This window comes from Saccharopolyspora sp. NPDC000359 (assembly GCF_040300525.1).
GTDB lineage: Bacteria > Actinomycetota > Actinomycetes > Mycobacteriales > Pseudonocardiaceae > Saccharopolyspora.
Map to the genome: position 1 here is coordinate 17,872 of NZ_JBEPDU010000069.1, position 16,118 is coordinate 33,989.

General features: G+C 71.9%; 13 protein-coding genes and 1 pseudogene. 11 read left to right on the forward strand and 3 right to left on the reverse strand.

Annotation, left to right across the window (positions count from 1 at the left end; all coding sequences use genetic code 11):
* Nucleotide 1: 1 nt before the first annotated feature.
* The 4 genes from ABT324_RS30510 to ABT324_RS30525 are packed head-to-tail and all read left to right on the forward strand — an operon-like array spanning nt 2 to nt 3,560.
* Nucleotides 2-439 carry a DUF4247 domain-containing protein gene (locus ABT324_RS30510; protein WP_351184493.1) on the forward strand — a complete coding sequence of 146 codons (438 nt, stop codon included), beginning with the start codon at nt 2-4 and terminating at the stop codon, nt 437-439.
* The gene (locus tag ABT324_RS30515; RefSeq protein WP_351184495.1) at nt 436-1,380 is read left to right on the forward strand and encodes a hypothetical protein; all 945 of its coding nucleotides are present in this window, start codon (nt 436-438) and stop codon (nt 1,378-1,380) included. The genes ABT324_RS30510 and ABT324_RS30515 overlap by 4 nt, the downstream gene beginning before the upstream one ends.
* Nucleotides 1,381-1,410: 30 nt before the next feature.
* Complete coding sequence (locus ABT324_RS30520; protein WP_351184497.1) at nt 1,411-1,836, forward strand: DUF350 domain-containing protein; 426 nt, start codon at nt 1,411-1,413, stop codon at nt 1,834-1,836.
* Nucleotides 1,833-3,560, forward strand: a complete 1,728-nt coding sequence (locus tag ABT324_RS30525; RefSeq protein WP_351184499.1) for a polyamine aminopropyltransferase — start codon at nt 1,833-1,835, stop codon at nt 3,558-3,560. The genes ABT324_RS30520 and ABT324_RS30525 overlap by 4 nt, the downstream gene beginning before the upstream one ends.
* Before the next feature lie 205 nt (nt 3,561-3,765).
* Here ABT324_RS30525 and ABT324_RS30530 read toward each other — a convergent pair whose 3' ends face one another.
* Nucleotides 3,766-4,866 (reverse strand): LacI family DNA-binding transcriptional regulator, encoded by a 1,101-nt coding sequence (locus tag ABT324_RS30530; RefSeq protein ID WP_351184501.1) that lies wholly within the window; start codon nt 4,864-4,866, stop codon nt 3,766-3,768.
* 186 nt (nt 4,867-5,052) lie between these two features.
* Between ABT324_RS30530 and ABT324_RS30535 the strand changes: the two genes are divergently transcribed.
* The 5 genes from ABT324_RS30535 (at nt 5,053) to ABT324_RS30555 (ending at nt 9,697) form a co-directional block, all read left to right on the forward strand.
* Nucleotides 5,053-6,147 (forward strand): ABC transporter ATP-binding protein, encoded by a 1,095-nt coding sequence (locus tag ABT324_RS30535; protein WP_351184503.1) that lies wholly within the window; start codon nt 5,053-5,055, stop codon nt 6,145-6,147.
* A 187-nt stretch (nt 6,148-6,334) separates the two neighbouring features.
* Entirely contained in the window at nt 6,335-7,270 is a 936-nt protein-coding gene (locus tag ABT324_RS30540; protein ID WP_351184505.1) for a metal ABC transporter solute-binding protein, Zn/Mn family, read from the forward strand.
* A gap of 3 nt (nt 7,271-7,273) precedes the next feature.
* On the forward strand, nt 7,274-8,116 hold the full coding sequence (locus ABT324_RS30545; protein ID WP_351184507.1) for a metal ABC transporter ATP-binding protein: 843 nt from the start codon (nt 7,274-7,276) through the stop codon (nt 8,114-8,116).
* Nucleotides 8,117-8,133: 17 nt separating this feature from the next.
* Nucleotides 8,134-8,991: a metal ABC transporter permease gene (locus ABT324_RS30550; RefSeq protein ID WP_351184517.1), complete on the forward strand. Its 858-nt coding sequence runs from the start codon at nt 8,134-8,136 to the stop codon at nt 8,989-8,991.
* Between the two features lie 172 nt (nt 8,992-9,163).
* On the forward strand, nt 9,164-9,697 hold the full coding sequence (locus tag ABT324_RS30555; protein WP_351184509.1) for an ion channel: 534 nt from the start codon (nt 9,164-9,166) through the stop codon (nt 9,695-9,697).
* On the opposite strand, the gene ABT324_RS30560 is transcribed toward ABT324_RS30555, so the two are convergent.
* Complete coding sequence (locus ABT324_RS30560) at nt 9,679-10,713, reverse strand: ADP-ribosylglycohydrolase family protein (RefSeq protein ID WP_351184511.1); 1,035 nt, start codon at nt 10,711-10,713, stop codon at nt 9,679-9,681. The two genes, ABT324_RS30555 and ABT324_RS30560, sit on opposite strands and share 19 nt — an antisense overlap.
* A 305-nt stretch (nt 10,714-11,018) precedes the next feature.
* On the opposite strand from ABT324_RS30560, the gene ABT324_RS30565 reads away from it, so the two are divergent.
* Nucleotides 11,019-13,841: an AfsR/SARP family transcriptional regulator gene (locus tag ABT324_RS30565; protein WP_351184513.1), complete on the forward strand. Its 2,823-nt coding sequence runs from the start codon at nt 11,019-11,021 to the stop codon at nt 13,839-13,841.
* Between the two features lie 344 nt (nt 13,842-14,185).
* Here ABT324_RS30565 and ABT324_RS30570 read toward each other — a convergent pair whose 3' ends face one another.
* Nucleotides 14,186-14,980, reverse strand: coding sequence for an SGNH/GDSL hydrolase family protein (locus ABT324_RS30570; RefSeq protein WP_351184515.1), 795 nt, complete (start codon nt 14,978-14,980; stop codon nt 14,186-14,188).
* A gap of 636 nt (nt 14,981-15,616) precedes the next feature.
* Between ABT324_RS30570 and ABT324_RS30575 the strand changes: the two are divergent.
* A pseudogene (locus ABT324_RS30575) lies at nt 15,617-16,118 on the forward strand (hypothetical protein); the annotation flags it as partial.

The window sequence follows — 16,118 nt, forward strand, 5'->3', positions numbered from 1 at the left end:
CGTGAAGCCCAAGTTCTGGTTCGCGATCGCAGGTGCCGCGGCGGTCCTCGCGCTGATCATCGGCCTGGTGACGGCGTTCTCCACCGGCACCGGCCCGCGCGGCTACGTGGCGAACAACTACACCCGGGCGGCGCATTTGGACCTGAGCGGCGACTCCGACAACCGCGCCTACACCAGCCCGCTCCCGCCGACCACCGTCGCCTTCCAGATCAGTTCCAAGTGGCGGCCGCAGTCGCAGTACACCGACTCCTCCGGCATCTACCTGCGCTACTCCCGCGACGCGGTGGTGGTCAAGCCGCACCAGCAGGGCTCGGTCATCCACGTGATGGACGCCCACCACGCCTACCGCCGCTACCACTCGCACGTCGGCGGGGTCTGGGGCTGGAGCAGCCCGCACGGCGAGAGCTTCCGCGGCCGAGGACCGGGAGCGGGCAAATGACGGCTCCCGGGAAGGCCGCGCGCCAGCGGCGCATCGGGCTGGTCGTGCTGCTCCTCTTCGTCGTGGTCGGCATCATCACCGCGATCTCCAACTTCACCGGCGGTGGGGCGCAGACCGAGTTCACCTCCAGCGACACCGTCGTCTACTCCGACAGCGACATCTACTCCAGCCTGTCGGTCCAGCGGTTCACCGACACCGACGCGCAGCAGCTCGCGCAGGGGCTGGCACGGGCCGAGGAGCTGCACGGGATGTGCTTCGGTTGGAAGCTCGTCGACGGCGGGACCGAGGAGTTCGACCGGGGGTCCAGCCGGGGCGCGGCCGTCCCGGCCGACACCTGCCCGCGCTGGGCCGAGGTCCAGGTGTTCGTCGCGACGGGCAGCACCGACGACGACCCGGACGCCGCCGACGTCCGAGTGGCGGGCTCGCCGGACCTGCGGCCGCTGCCCGCTCGCGCGGACTTCGTCAAGCTCGGCGTCACCGCGGACTCGCTGGTCGAGGACCCGGTGACGGTCACCGGGCAGGCGGCGCTGGGACTGCCGCTGCTGCTGGTGGAGTCCGGTGCGCTGGACGCGCCGCAGGTCCCGGACGAGGCGCCGGGCAGCGCCACCGCGGAGCCGCTGCCGCCGGGCGACGGCTCGGGGTCGAGCTGGGTGACCTGGGCGTGGCTCGGTGGGTTGGGCCTCGTCGTGGTGGTGGCGCTGGTGCTCGGCTTCGCCGGGCGGGCCAAGCAGAAGTCCACATCGGATGGTGCGCCGCCCGGCCCGCCACCGGGGCCGCGGCCCGGCCCGCCGAATGCCGGTCCGCCGCCGGGCCCGCCGAATGCCGGTCCGCTGCCGGGTCCGCCCCAGCGCGGCCCGTTCCCCGGCCCGAACCCGCAGGCACCGCCCGGCCCGGGTTGGGCTCCAGGCCCACCGCCACCGCCGAGACCCCCAGGCCGCTGACCCCGCCCACGACACGAGAAGGACACCACCTTGCTCCAGCAACTGCTCCACGGCCTGCTCGCCGCGGTCGCCTACGGGGTGATCGGCGTGGCGATGATGGCGCTCGGCTACGTGCTCGTCGACCTGGCCACCCCGGGCCGGTTGCGCGACCTGATCTGGGTGCAGCGCAACCCCAACGCGGCGCTGCTGCTGGTCTCCGGCCTGCTCGGCGTCGGGATCATCCTCACCACGGCGATCGCGGCCAGCTCGGACGACCTCGTCGCCGGACTGGTCGGCACCCTCGCCTACGGCGTCCTCGGGCTGATCCTGATGAGCCTGTCGTTCCTGCTCATCGACGCCATGACCCCGGGCAAGCTGGGCGAGGAGCTGTCCACCCCGGACCTGCACCCGGCCACCTGGGTGTCGGCGGGTGCGCACCTGGTGATCGCGGTGATCATCGCCGCGGCGATCTGGTGACTGCCACCGCCGAACCGGAGACCGCCACAACCCAGCCGCGCGGTCGGCTGGCCCGGACCGCCGTGCTGGTGGCGGTGTTCATCTGCGCCGCCTGCGGCCTGGTCTACGAGCTCGCGCTGGTCGCGCTGGGCAGCTACCTGATCGGCGACACCGTCGGCCAGGCGTCGATCGTGCTGTCGTTGATGGTCTTCGCGATGGGCGTGGGCGCGCTGGCCGCCAAGCCCCTGCAGCGCTGGGCGGCAGAGGCGTTCGCCGCCATCGAGCTCCTGCTGGCGCTGCTGGGCGGGCTCAGCGTGCTGCTGCTCTACGCGGCCTTCGCGTGGCTGAGCCTCTACACCCCGGCGCTGATCGCGATCGCGCTGGTGCTGGGCGCGCTGATCGGTGCGGAGATCCCGCTGCTGATGGTGCTGCTGCAGCGGATCCGGCGGCAGGACGCCGGTTCGGCGGTGGCGGACATGTTCGCGGCCGACTACGTCGGTGGCCTGGTCGGCGGCCTGGCGTTCCCGTTCCTGCTGCTGCCGCTGTTCGGCCAGATGCAGGGCGCGCTGGTGGTCGGCCTAGTGAACGCGGCGGCCGGGATCGGGCTGGTGCTGACGGTGTTCCGCCGCGAGCTGTCCAAGCGCGCCGTACTGCTGCTGACCGGCGCGTCGGTGCTGGTGGGCGGCCTGCTGGTGGGGGCGTACGCGTTCGCCGACGACTTCGAGGTCACCGCGCGGCAGGCGCTCTACGACGACCCCGTGGTGCACGCCGTGCGCTCGCCCTACCAGGAAGTCGTGCTCACCGAGTCGGTGTCGTTCGCCGGGACCCCGGACGTCCGCATGTACCTCAACGGCGACCTGCAGTTCAGCTCCGCCGACGAGTACCGGTACCACGAGGCGATGGTGCACCCGGCGATGGCGGGGCCCCGCGGTCGCGTCCTGGTGCTCGGCGGCGGGGACGGCCTGGTGCTGCGGGAGGTGCTGCGCTACCCCGACGTCCGCGAGGCCACGCTGGTCGAGCTGGACCCGGCGGTGCTGGAGCTGGCCCGCACCGACCCCCGGGTGTCCACCCTCAACGGTCACGCCTTCGAGGACCCGAGGGTGCGGACGGTCGCTTCGGACGCCTTCACCTGGCTCCGCGACAATCGCGACCGCTACGACGTGGTGCTGGTGGACATGCCCGACGCGGACTCCACGGCCACGGCGAAGCTGTACTCGACGGAGTTCTACGGCCTGGTCCGCCAGGCGATGGCCGACGACGCGCGCGTGGTGGTCCAGGCGGGCTCACCGTTCTTCGCGCCGAAGGCGTTCTGGAACATCGAGGCGTCCATGCGCGCGGCGGACCTGCGCACGGTGCCCTACGCGATCACGGTCCCGAGCTTCGGGGAATGGGGCTTCCACCTCGCCGCCGCCGCTCCGCCCACCCAGGCACCCCAGGAGGACCCGACTCCGGTGGGACATCCAACTCCCACGGAAACCGCACGTCCAGGCTCCACGGAAACCGCACGTCCAAGTGCAATGGAACTCGCGGGCCCCGAGCCGGTGCGGAACCCTCTCGCGTCACCAGGAGCCCCGGAACTCCGCCTCCCGCAGGACGCCCCACCCCTCCGGTCCCTGGACGAACCCACCCTGCGAGCAGCGGCAACGTTCCCCCCGGACCGAACCCGGATCCCCAACCTGGAGCCGTCAACCCTCATGCACCCGACGATCCTCCAGTACGCCCAAGGCGAGTGGGAGAACTACTAACCCCCGAACGGGTGTCACCCGGCCCTACAGTTTCAGTTGAAACTGCAACCCCCACCCACGGCGATCCGCAGTTTCAGTTGAAACTGCAACCTCCACCCACGGTGATCCGCAGTTTCAGTTGAAACTGCAAACTCCGCCCACGGTGATCCGCAGTTTCAGTTGAAACTGCGGGGTGGGTTGGTGTTGGGCTTGGGGTTGGTTCGGGTCATGGGCCGAACCAGCGTTCTTCGGCGGAGCGGGGTGGGGCTGAGGTGGCGCCCGTGATCAGCTGGGTTTCCAGCTGAATGTGGCGGGGTCGGCCTGGTTCGGCCGTCTCCAGGAGGAGCCGACCGGCTGCTCGGCCCTTCTCCAGCCACGGCTGGCGCACCGTGGTCAGGCCCGCGCGCTCCGCGTCCGGGATGCCGTCGAAGCCGGTGATCGTCAGGTCCTCCGGCACCCGCAGGCCGCGGTTGCGGGCCTCGCTGAGCGCGCCCAGGGCCAGGATGTCCGAGGTGCAGATGATCGCGGTGATGTCCGGGTCGATCTCCAGCAGCTGGGCCGCCGCCGACGCGCCGGACGCCGTGGTGTGGTCGAAGCGCTCCACCACCGGCACCGACGTCCAGTCCACCCCCGCCTCGCTGAACGCCTCGGCCAGCGCGGTCAGCCGCGCCTTCTGCACGTGGAAGCTGGCGTTGGCCTGCCGCTGCACGGACGCGGGGCCGTCGTTGCGGCCGCGCGCCAGGCGCATGCACTGCACGCCGATGCGGCGGTGGCCGAGCCCGATCAGGTGGTCGGCGACGCTCTTGATGGCCTTGCGGTCGTCGGGGCCGACCCAGTCCACGTTGTCCAGCCGCGGCTGGTCGCAGACCACCACCGGCACCGGGCGCTCCAGCACGGCGGCCAGGTGCGGGTCGTCCTCGGGAACGGAGTAGACGACGAAGCCGTCCACCCCGGCGCGGTGCACCGCGGCGACGTCCTCGCGCTCCGGGCTCGCCGGGATGAGGGTCAGGCCCTGCCCGGCGTCCTCGCAGGCGAGCGCCAGCCCCTCGAGGAAGCCGACGGCGCCCGGGTCGCGGAACGCGTAGGAGAGGTTCTCGGTGAGCAACAGCCCGACCGCACCCGCCTTCCGGGTGCGCAGCGACCGCGCCACCGGGTCGGGGCCGGGGTAGCCGAGCCGGCGAGCCGTCTCCAGGACCCGCTTGCGCAGCTCGGGGGAGAGCTGGTCAGGACGGTTGTAGGCATTCGAGACCGTGGTCCTGGAGACCCCGAGTTCCGCAGCGAGCGAGGCGAGCGTCGCAGGCCGCCGGGCATTCGTTGACCGCGCCATGGAGGAACCGTAACGGTTCAGTACCCCTCGGTGAAGCGAGCATGATGCATATCCCACTCATGTTCGAGTGGCGAACACGGAGCGGGGCCGGGTGGTCACGCACCGAGTTGGTGCATTTGAGGGGATGACCTTTGCGGGTGAAGCGGTTACCGTTTCCTGACCGGTTCAGTGAAAGGTGCGTCACACATGGCTGAGGTTGCATACGTCAACGCGTCGCGCGTGTACCAGGGAAATCCGCCGGTTCGCGCTGTTGACCAGCTGGGACTGGACATCGCTGATGGTGAGTTCCTGGTGCTGGTCGGCCCGTCCGGGTCTGGCAAGTCGACCGCGCTGCGGATGCTCGCCGGCCTGGAGGACGTCGACGAGGGTGGCATCACGATCGGCGGTACCGACGTCACCCACACGCCGCCGAAGAACCGGGACATCGCGATGGTCTTCCAGTCCTACGCGCTGTACCCGCACATGACGGTGGCCGAGAACATGGGCTTCGCGCTCAAGCTCCGCAAGACGCCCAAGGACGTCATCAAGGACAAGGTCACCGAAGCGGCGCGGATGCTGGACCTGGAGAAGTACCTGGACCGCAAGCCCAAGGCGCTCTCGGGTGGTCAGCGCCAGCGGGTGGCGATGGGGCGCGCGATCGTCCGCGAGCCCAGCGTGTTCCTGATGGACGAGCCGCTGTCTAACCTCGACGCCAAGCTGCGCGTGGAGACCCGCGCCAACATCGCCGCGCTGCAGAAGCGGCTGGGCACCACCACGATCTACGTCACCCACGACCAGGTCGAGGCGATGACGATGGGGCACCGGGTCGCGGTGCTCAAGGACGGCGTGCTGCAGCAGTGCGCCAGCCCGCGCGAGCTGTACGAGAACCCGGCGAACGCCTTCGTGGCCGGTTTCATCGGCTCGCCCGCGATGAACCTCAAGACGGTGCCGCTGAGCAGCGACGGCGCGGTGCTGGACGGCACCACGATCCCGCTGGAGCGCCAGGTACTGGCCGCTGCCGATGGGCTGGAGCAGGTCACCTTCGGCGTCCGGCCGGAGGCGCTGTCGCTGGTCTCCAGCGCTGACGACGGGATGGACATGACCGTCGAGCTGGTCGAGGAGCTGGGCGCGGACGCGCTGATCCACGGCGCCATCGACATCAACGGTTCGCAGGAGCGCTTCGTGGTCCGCGCCGACGGCCGCACCCCGCCGGCCCTGGGCCAGCAGGTCAAGGTGGCCCTGCGCGACAAGAGCGAGGTGCACCTGTTCCACCCCGAGACCGGAGCTCGGCTGGCCGCCTGACGGTCAGCTTCTGGAGGCGCCCCCGCAGGTCCTGGCGGGGGCGCCTTCGCGTCTGCGGGGGGGAATAGCCCACTCGGTGGAGTGTTGAGGATCGACGTGCTTAGACTGGAGATGACAACGGTTTCCGTTACCGTTCGCAGTAAGCCGTCAGCCTGCTGCGCACAGTGATCACCTAGGAGGGCGCTCGATGACCTCTCGCAGTCGCTCTGCGTCCACTGCCCTGGCCGGGTTGGCCGCTGCTGCAATCGCCCTGACCGCCTGCGGGACCGGCGACCAGGCCGCACCCGGCGCCGGGGACAAGATCAAGGTCATCGCCTCCACCAGTGCCTGGGGCAGCGTCGCGCAGGCCGTCGGCGGGGACGCCGTCGAGGTCGAGTCGATCATCAGCGACCCCAACGCCGACCCGCACTCGCACGAGAGCACCCCGCGGGACGCCGCGAAGGTCACCGACGCCGACCTGGTGGTCTACAACGGCGGCGGCTACGACGAGTTCATCGAGCAGATCCTCGGCGACGCCCAGAAGCCGACCGTGGCCGCCGTCGAGGGCGAGCACGAGGGCGGCCACGAGCACGGCCACGAGGGGCACGACCACTCGGCGAACGAGCACGTCTGGTACGACCTGCACGTGGTGCACGAGGTCGCCGACCGGATCGCCGGCGAGCTCGGCAGGATCCAGCCGGCGAAGGCCGCCCAGTTCGAGCAGGCCGCGGACCAGTTCGAGACCGAGATCGGCGCGCTGGAGGCCAAGGTCGGCGAGATCGCCGCCGCTGACCAGGGCAAACCGGTCATCGTCACGGAGCCGGTCGCGCACTACCTGGTCGAGGCCGCCAAGCTGCGGGACGTGACCCCGCAGTCCTTCGTCAACGCCGTCGAGGCCGAGACCGACCCGTCGGCGGCGGCCGTCGCCGAGATCCAGGACGCGATCAACGGCGAGCAGGCCGCTGCGGTCATCTACAACCCGCAGACCGAATCGCCGGTCACCCGCAACGTGCGCACCGCCGCGGAGCAGCACCGGATCCCGGTCGTGGAGATGACCGAGACCCTGCCCGAGGGCAAGACCTACGTGCAGTGGATGGACGCCCAGATCACCGCGTTGCGGACCGCCCTCGACCAGGATCGCTGAGGAATGACTGCTGAACCCGCCACCGAGATGCCCCTCGCGCCGCCCACCGCGCACGCGGTCCGGCTGCGCGACGCCGCGCTGTCCTACGGCAGCCGAACCCTGTGGTCCGGGCTGGACCTGGACGTCGCCCCCGGCGAGTTCCTCGCCGTGCTCGGGCCGAACGGCTCCGGCAAGACCAGCCTGCTCAAGGTGCTGCTCGGACTGCAGTCGCTGAGCGCGGGCAGCGTCGAGGTCGCCGGTGAACCGGCTCGGCGCGGCAGCAACCGGATCGGCTACATCCCGCAGCAGCGGGCGCTGGAAGCCACCGTGACCGTGCGCGGCAACGATTTGGTCGGGTTCGGGCTGGACGGCCACCACTGGGGCGTCGGGTTCCGCAACCGCCGCGAGCGCAAGCGCCGGGTCGCCGCCGCGCTGCGCGCCGTGGAGGCGACCGAGTACGCGCGGATGCCGCTGGGGCTGCTCTCCGGCGGTGAGCAGCAGCGGCTGCGGGTGGCGCAGGCGCTGGTCAGCGATCCGACGGTGCTGCTCTGCGACGAGCCGCTGCTGTCGCTGGACATCGCGCACCAGCGCAAGGTCAGCCGGTTGATCGCGAACCAGGCGCGGCAGACCGGGGCCGCCGTCCTGTTCGTCACCCACGAGATCAACCCGGTGCTGCCGCTGGTCGACCGGGTGCTCTACCTGGTCGACGGGCGGTTCCGGGTCGGCACCCCGGACGAGGTGATGAACTCGGCGACCCTGTCCGAGCTGTACCGCACCGACATCGAGGTCGCCCGCGTCGGCGGGCGGCTGGTGGTGGCGGGAGCCGATGACCACGACCACCACGTGCAAGAGGCGGAAGAAGAGTGAACGCGATCACCGAGGCGCTGGGCAAGCTCTTCGACCCCACCACGACGGTGGACCTGCTCGGCTACCCGTTCGTCCAGCAGGCGCTGCTGGCCGCCGCCGCGCTCGGCCTGGTGTCCGGGTGCCTGGCGCCGCTCGTGGTGGCGCGCAAGATGTCCTTCGCGGTGCACGGCACGGCGGAGCTCGCCTTCACCGGTGCTGCCGCGGCGCTGCTGCTCGGCATCAGCGTGGGAGCTGGTGCGCTGGCCGGTGCCGTGGTCGCGGCGCTGCTGCTGGGGCTGCTCGGCCAGCGCGGCACGGAGCGCGACTCGGTGATCGGCGCGATCCTGTCGTTCGGCTTGGGCGTCGGCGTGCTCCTGCTGTGGCTGAACCCGGAGCGCACCGCGAACAAGTTCAGCCTGCTGGTCGGCCAGATCGTCGGCGTGGACTCCGCCGACGTCCTGCTGCTCACCGCGTGCGCGCTGCTCGTCCTGCTGGTGTTCGCCTTCGTCTACCGGCCGCTGCTGTTCGCCAGCGTCGACCCGGACGTGGCGGCGGCGCGCGGAGTGCCCGCCCGCGTGCTGACCCCGCTGTTCGCGGTGCTCGTCGGCGTGGCGACGGCGCTCGGCGTGAAGACCGTGGGGGCGCTGCTGGTGCTGGCCCTGATGGTGACGCCGGGAGCAGCGGCGGCCCGGGTGACGGCGAGCCCGCTGAAGGCAACCGTGCTGGCGGTGGTGTTCGCCGAGGTGGCGGTCCTGGGCGGCATCGTCCTCTCGCTGGCCCCGGGCGCCCCGGTGAGCGCCTTCGTCACGATCATCTCCTTCGTGATCTACCTGGTCTGCCGCCTGGTCGGCAACCGCCGCCTCTCCCGCCTGACCAGGACCCCCGCCACGACCTGACAAGGCCACCGCCCACCCCGCAGTGGGCTGGCCAGGTCCCGCCGGAGGCCCAAGTCGTTGTGCCTGGTACCGGCGTGTTGGGGCCTGACACGCCGGTACCGGACGTCTGATCGCCATGGAACTCGCGGTCCTCGGGTCGCGGTGGGGGCGTGGTTGGCCGAACCTGGCGCTCGTGGCCGGAGACGCGCGGCGGACGGTGCTGATCAACCTGGCTGCCACGGCCGGTGCCGTGGCGGCGTGCACGGGCGTCTACTACGCGCTGCCGCTCGGCACCCTCGGGCTCGTCGGGACCCTCGGCTCCCTCGTGGTGTTCGGCGTCGGACTGATCGTGGTGTCGGTGCTGATCACCGTCCAGGTCCGGCGGTTCCGCTCCGGCGGTCGGCAGCACCACGGGAGTTCGATCGCGGGTGTGGTGGCCGCCCTCTACCTGGCCGTGCTGTTCTTCGCCGCGGTCTACGCCGGCATGGCGCACCACGAGCCCGGCTCGATTGCCGAGCTGCGAACCAAGACAGACGCGCTGTACTTCGCCCTGTCGATCACCAGCACCGTCGGATTCGGTGACGTGCACGCGGTCTCGCAGTTCGCCCGCGCGGTGGCGGCGGTGCACATGGCCTTCAACATCGGGTTCCTGGGCGTCGCGCTGGCCGTCCTGCGCACCAAGGCGTCCCGCCCGGGGCCTGACGTGGGTCAGGCCAGGCCGAGGTAGCGGCGCTCGTTGAACTGGTCGCCGGAGCAGGAGGCGCCGAGGTCGTGGCCGATGCGCTCAATCACGTCCGCCAGTTCCAGGCGGGCCAGCCAGGGGCGGGGGAGGATCGCCGTGCCGTGGCGGGCGCCGAGGATGCTGCCGGTGACCGCCGCGGTGGAGTCGCTGTGCCCGGAGTGGTTGACCGCGAGCCGCAGCGCGTCCGCGAACTGGTCCGGTTTCGGCATGGCCAGCGCGCAGTAGACGCCGATGGCCAGCGCTTCCGGGCCGATCCAGCCCTGGCCAAGCCGCTCGATGTGCCCGACGCTGGCGCCGAGTCGGGCCAGCGTGGCGGCTTCGGCCAGCGCTTGCGCGGTTTCGACGTCCTCGCGCAGGACTCGCCCGGCAGCTTGGTCCACCGCCTGCGGCAGCTTGCGCTCCTGGACCGCGACCAGGTGCACGATCAGCGCCATCGCCCCGGCCGAGGCCCAGCCGCCGACGCCGCCGTGGGTGAGCGCGGCGCACTGGCAGGCCAGCTGGTAGGCCATCTCGGCGGTGGGGGCCAGGCCGAGCGGCGCGCTGCGGTCGACGCCGCCGCAGCCCTTCGAGCTGTTGCGCGGCCGGTCCGGGGTGCCGAGCTCGGGTTCCTGGAGCGCGCGGAGGCTGGTGAGGCCGGGGGCCCGGCTGGCGTACAGCTCGGGTTCGGCGAGCAGGCCGGTGGCGCCGGGCTGCGGTTTGTCCTCCTGCTGGGTGATCAGCCACCGCCGGTAAGCTGCCGCGGTCGACTCGACGGGGCGCCACGGGCCGCCGCTGTTGCCGGTGGTCCAGGCGTGCAGGTAGCCCTCGCCGGTGAACAGGGACATCTGGGTGGCGTCCCCGAGCAGCGCCTGCGGTGGCGGTTCGGTCACGCCGGACGGGCCGAACTCGGCGCGGATGTCGTCCAGCTGCGCGTATTCGACGGGGGTGCCGAGGGCGTCGCCCAGAGCCCCACCGAGCAGGCAGGCGACGGCGCGATCGACCACTGTGGATGGTGTGCGCACGGGTGGGGCTCTCCTTCCACAGTGTCCTCGTACGGGTGATCGACGGGTTCCGACTTTACTTGGCGTGTTCGCGGCCGGGGAGACGTTCACCGGCAACGGCGGGTCGTCGCGCGCTGCATCCGGGATGAACTGCTCATTCCTCCATTGGAGTGAGTGCGGCTCGGCATTCCGGCCGCCTGCGTCGACCGCTCGTTACGGTGTGTCGGCCCTGCGACGGGGTTCGCCGGGGGGTGTGGACTCGGTGTGGACCTTGGTCGAGACTGTCTGAAGGCTCAACAAAACATGAGCGAGAATCGGATTAGGGGATGATGGCGCCGCACGACAGATCGAGCGGAGCACCGGTCGCGGGCTTCGAGTTCCGCGTGCTCGGTCCGCTGGAAGTGCTCGTGGACGGCGTCGCGCGCCAGATGGGCAGCAGCCAGGTCCGCGCCCTGCTCACCTGCCTGCTGCTGGAACCGAACCAGGTCGTGTCCATGGACCGGCTGATCGACACCATCTGGGACCGCGATCCGCCGGCCAGCGCCCGCACCATCATCCAGGGCTACGTGTCCCGGCTGCGCAAGCTCTTCGCCGAGGGGGAGCCGGGCGGCCCCGAGATCGTCACCCGCCCACCCGGCTACCTGCTGCGCGTCGACGCCGAGCGGATCGACGTGCACCGCGCCCGCGCCCTGATCAACCGCGCGCACGGCCTCGACCCGGCCGAGCGGTCGCGGGTGCTCGCCGAAGCGCTGACCCTCTGGCGGGGGCAGGTGCTCTCCGACATCTCCAGCAGCCGCCTCTACCAGATGGTCGCGCCGAACCTGGACGAGCTGCGGCTGCTCGCGCTGGAGGAGCGCATCGACGCCGACCTGGACCTGGGCCGCCACCACCAGCTGCTGCTGGAGCTGTCCACGCTGGTCGACCGGCACCCGCTGCGCGAGCGGCTCACCGGCCAACTGATGCTCGCCAACTACCGCGCCGGGCACCGGGCCGAGGCGCAGGCCCGGTTCCACGAGCTGCGCCGCAGGCTCTCCGACGAGCTCGGCCTCGACCCGGGCCCGGACCTGCGCGACCTCTACGAGCAGGTGCTCCGCGACGACCCGGCGCTGCGCAGCGCGCGCCCGCCGGAACCGGCGCTGGGCATCAAGCGCCCCATCCCGGCCGAGCTGCCCCCGGCCCCGGCGGGGTTCGTCGGCCGCCGCCGCGAGCTCGCCGAGCTGGACCGGCTGCTCGCCGAGCGGGAGCGCGGCTCCAGCCTGCTCGCGGTGCTCACCGGCATCGCCGGGGTCGGCAAGAGCGCCCTCGCGCTGACCTGGGCGCACCGCGTCGAGCAGGAGTTCCCCGACGGCCAGCTGTACGCCTCGCTGCGCGGCTATGAGTCCGAACGCGAACCGCTGAGCCCCGGCGAGGCGCTGACCAGCATGTTGAAGGCGCTCGGGGTGGCCGCCGACGGGATCCCGGTGGAGCTGGACGACCGCGCCGCGCTGTACCGGTCGCTGCTGGCCAAACGCCGGGTGCTGGTGCTGCTGGACAACGCTCGCGACTCCGACCAGGTCCGCCCGCTGCTGCCTGGCAGCGCCGAGTCGATGGTGCTGGTGACCAGCAGGCGGCGGCTGGATGCGCTGGTGGTACGCAGCGGGGCGACCGTGCTGCCGCTGGAGACGCTGCCGACCGAGTCCGCGATCGAGCTGCTGGACCGCGCGGGAGTGCCCGGCAAGTCGGCGTCCGAGCCGGTCGCCGCGGCCGAGCTGGCCGACCTGTGCGGCGGCCTGCCGCTGGCGCTGCGGATCGCCGCCGCGCGGCTGGCCGCGAACCCGGCGCGCGGGGTGTCGGACCTGGTGCACGAGCTCACCGACGAGCGCAACCGGCTGCACGCGCTGGACATCGACGACGACGCCGACACCAGCGTGCGCCGCGCCTTCGACATCTCCTACCGGAGCCTGCACCCGGTGCACGCCGAGACCTTCCGGCTGCTCGGTCTGGTGCCCGGCCACACCTTCACCGCCGACGCGGTCGCGGCGCTGTGCGGCACCGACCCGGCCAGCGCGCAGCGCCGGTTGCGGGCGCTGGCGCTGGCGCACCTGGTCGTCGAGCCGGAGCCGGACCGCTTCGGCATGCACGACCTGCTGCGGGTGTACGCGCGTGACCTGCTGGCCGAATCCGACGACCCGGGTGCGCTGCGGCGCTTGCTGAACCACTACCTGGTCATCGCCGACCACGCGCGCCGGTTCCTGCGCCCGACCCGCGACGAGCTGAACTTCGCCCGCGACACCCCGCAGCCGGAGATCAGCGACCGGGCCCAGGCGTTGGACTGGTTCGACGCCGAGTGGCCGAACCTGGTCGCCGCGGTCCGGGTGGCCAACGAGCGGGGCATGCACGACCTGGCCTGGCAGCTGGCCCGGCTGCAGTTCAACTACCTGATGGTGCGCTGCCCGTGGGAGGACTGGATCCGCGTCTACACCGACGGGCTCGTCTCGGCGCGGGCGATCAACGACCCCACCGGCGAGGTGCTGATGTCGGCCGGGCTGGGCGTGGCGCACTCCCGGTCCGGGCAGCTGGACGAGGCGCTGGCGCACTACGAGCAGTCCTACCGGGTCGCGGTGGCCAACGACGACGCCTCGCGGCGGGCGATGACACAGATCAACATGGCCAGCGTGCTGTTCCGGCTGCAGCGCTACGACGAGGCGAAGGAGCACTGCCAGGACGCGCTGCGGGTCTACCGGTCGCTCGGGGACAGCTACTTCGAGGCCGGGGCGCTGAACAACCTCGCCATGGTCGAGCAGGTCAACGGCGAGCGGGAGGAGGCGCTGGCGCACCTGCGGGAGGCCGAGGCGCTCTACCGGGCCGCCGACGACCTGGACACGCTGGCGATGGTGCTGAACAACTGCGGCGAGGTCTGCATCGAGCTCGGGCGGCTCGATGACGGTGAGCGCTACCACCACGAGGCGCTGGAGGTCGCGCTGAAGTGCGGTTCGGCGATGCGGCAGGCCTCAGCGCACCTGGGGCTGGGCGACGCGGCCCGCTGCCGGGGCGACCTGGCGGTGACCCGGACCAGGTGGGAGACGGCGCTGGCGATCTTCGAGGCGGAGGGGTCGCCGAGGGCGTCCGAAGCCCGGGAGCGGCTGGAGGACTTGGCCAGGCCAGCTTGAGCGTTCACCTCGACCTCCCGCGATCTCACGCTTAGGCTGAGCGGGCATCGCGCCCAGGTCGGAGCAGCGTTTAGCGAGCATTTAGCGGCTGTGTAGCCGCCCCCGGGAAATTGTGCTCAGTGCGGATCAAGCCGTGCATGGTCCGCACGAAGGGCGGCTCTGGGGGGAGTCCAAGGGGGGATTGTCGCCCGGCCGCCCCGGTCGTTCCTGCGTGGTCGATCGGGGCGGCCGCAAGGGGGGCGGAAGCATTCGGGGCGCCTCCCGGATGGACGATGGGGGTGAGTGCGGGCTTCCGGCTCGACGGGGTGAGCGGCCGGAGGTCCGCACTTCGTCCTGCCCGCAGGTCACTTCGCGGCGATCAGCTTCTCCAGCTGCGGGCGCTTCGGCCCGCGACCGTCGCCGCTGGACACCCCGCGCAACCGGCGCCCGATCCACGGCGCCAGGTACTCCCGAGCCCACCGGATGTCCTCGGCGCGCTGGTCCCGCCACGACGTCGCGGGCAATGCGGGCCACGGTTCGCGCCAGTCCTCCGCCGTCGGCACGCCCACGGCCTCGCACGCGCGCAGCGCGACGCGGCGGTGGCCTTCGGCCGACAGGTGCAGCCGGTCGGCGCTCCAGGCCCGGGAGTCCCGCAGCACGCGCATCGACCACAGGTCGAGCACGTGGCAGCCGTGCCGGTCGGCGATGGCCCGCAGGTGCGAGTTGTAGGTGCCGACCTTGCCGCGGACGTGGCGCAGCACAGGCGTTTCGGCGGTGTCGAAGCCGGTGCCGATCAGCACGTCGATGCCCGCGCCGCGTAGCTCGGCGACGGCGCCCTCGAAGATCCGCGCCACCTCGTCCGGGTCGCTGCCGGGGCGGATGATGTTGTTGCCGCCCGCGGTGAACGAGACCAGCGCGGGGCGCAGCGCGATCGCCTGCGGCACCTGGTCGTCGACGATCTGGCGCACGAGCTTGCCGCGCACGGCCAGGTTCGCGTAGCGCAGGTCGGGTTCGCGCGCGGCGAGGTGTTCGGCCAACCGGTCCGCCCAACCCCGGAACGTGCCGCCGGGCCCCGCGTCCGCCAGGCCCTCGGTGAAGCTGTCCCCCAGCGCGACGAAGCTGTCCCAGCGCGCCGAGTCGGCGCTGCGCTGCGATGCCATGCCAATTCCTTCCTCGTCAATCCCCCCGCTCCGACGCGGTCCGGGAACAACATAGGCGTTCGAATCCCTACTTACGCCACCGTCGGTTCGGCGTTCGTGATTAACGGCACGGGTGAGTCTAGTTTTTCTGGGTGATTTGCGCGGTTCTCCCACTGGCGTTCGGGAGGATCGCGGCGGTCTCACTCCGGGGGTGCTCCCGCCCGCCTCCCGTTGCGGCATTTCCCTTGTCGCGCGGGGCTTTTGGCTGTTCGCGGCGGCAAGCGGGTGGCTGTTCCTGGAAACACCAGTACGGGTGAACGCCAGCTGCTACTGTCCTTCGGCGGTAACAGAAGCAACGAGGGGGCCCGTGATGTTGGCATCTACGCAGGTGACAGCCTGGTGTGCGCTAGGGGATGCGCACCGCCGCCCACCTGCGCGCCGCATCGCGGTCGGTTGAGCGGGGAACGACGGAATGCCGCACCGCGTCGGTTCCAGTGCGCCCGCGATCCGGACTGGTCCGGATGCCGCGCGGCGCTTCGACCGTCCCAAGCACCTGGGGGAATCGTGACGTCACCGCAGAATCCGGCGTCCGCGCCGGGGCCAGCGGGCTTCGACGCGCAACAGGCCGGCCCTGGCAGGCGCCGCTCGGAACCACCGATGCGCGGCTCGCTCGGCGAGGCACCGCCGCCCGGGCAGCCCGCGCCCGGCGGTGCCCGGCCCGCGCCGCGCCCGATGCGCTTCGACCTGCGCGCCGAGTTCGCGGCACTGACCGGCGAACCGCACCCGTTCGCGTTCTGGCAGCGGGCCGAGCAGCTGCCGGAGCGCTTCGAGCAGGAGCAGCGCCGACAACTGCAGGCCGCCCGCCCGGCCCAGGACCGGCCCAAGCCCCCGGCAGCCGGGGTGTCGGCGCTGTCCGGCGACCTCGGCGGCGCGCCCGAACCGGAGTTCTCCGGCTCCCTGGACGGCGACCTGTCCGAACCGGCACCGCGCCCCGGCGGCATGAGCGGCTCCCTGGCCGCGGAAGGCCAGCTCGCGGGCTCGCTGCCCGCCGAACCCCCGCTCGGCCCGCCGAGCGGTCCCTTCGCCCAGCCCGCGCCGCTGGACGGCCCGCCCCCGCGCCCGGACGTCCCACCGCTGCGCGCGGACGGCCCGCCGCCGC

What these genes read in the sequence shown, in the direction of transcription:
- ABT324_RS30515 (WP_351184495.1), top strand. Translation starts at nt 436, where the DNA reads ATGACGGCTCCCGGGAAGGCCGCGCGCCAGCGGCGCATCGGGCTGGTC.
- ABT324_RS30530 (WP_351184501.1), bottom strand. Translation starts at nt 4,866, where the DNA reads ATGGCGCGGTCAACGAATGCCCGGCGGCCTGCGACGCTCGCCTCGCTC.
- ABT324_RS30535 (WP_351184503.1), top strand. Translation starts at nt 5,053, where the DNA reads ATGGCTGAGGTTGCATACGTCAACGCGTCGCGCGTGTACCAGGGAAAT.
- ABT324_RS30540 (WP_351184505.1), top strand. Translation starts at nt 6,335, where the DNA reads ATGACCTCTCGCAGTCGCTCTGCGTCCACTGCCCTGGCCGGGTTGGCC.
- ABT324_RS30545 (WP_351184507.1), top strand. Translation starts at nt 7,274, where the DNA reads ATGACTGCTGAACCCGCCACCGAGATGCCCCTCGCGCCGCCCACCGCG.
- ABT324_RS30565 (WP_351184513.1), top strand. Translation starts at nt 11,019, where the DNA reads ATGATGGCGCCGCACGACAGATCGAGCGGAGCACCGGTCGCGGGCTTC.
- ABT324_RS30570 (WP_351184515.1), bottom strand. Translation starts at nt 14,980, where the DNA reads ATGGCATCGCAGCGCAGCGCCGACTCGGCGCGCTGGGACAGCTTCGTC.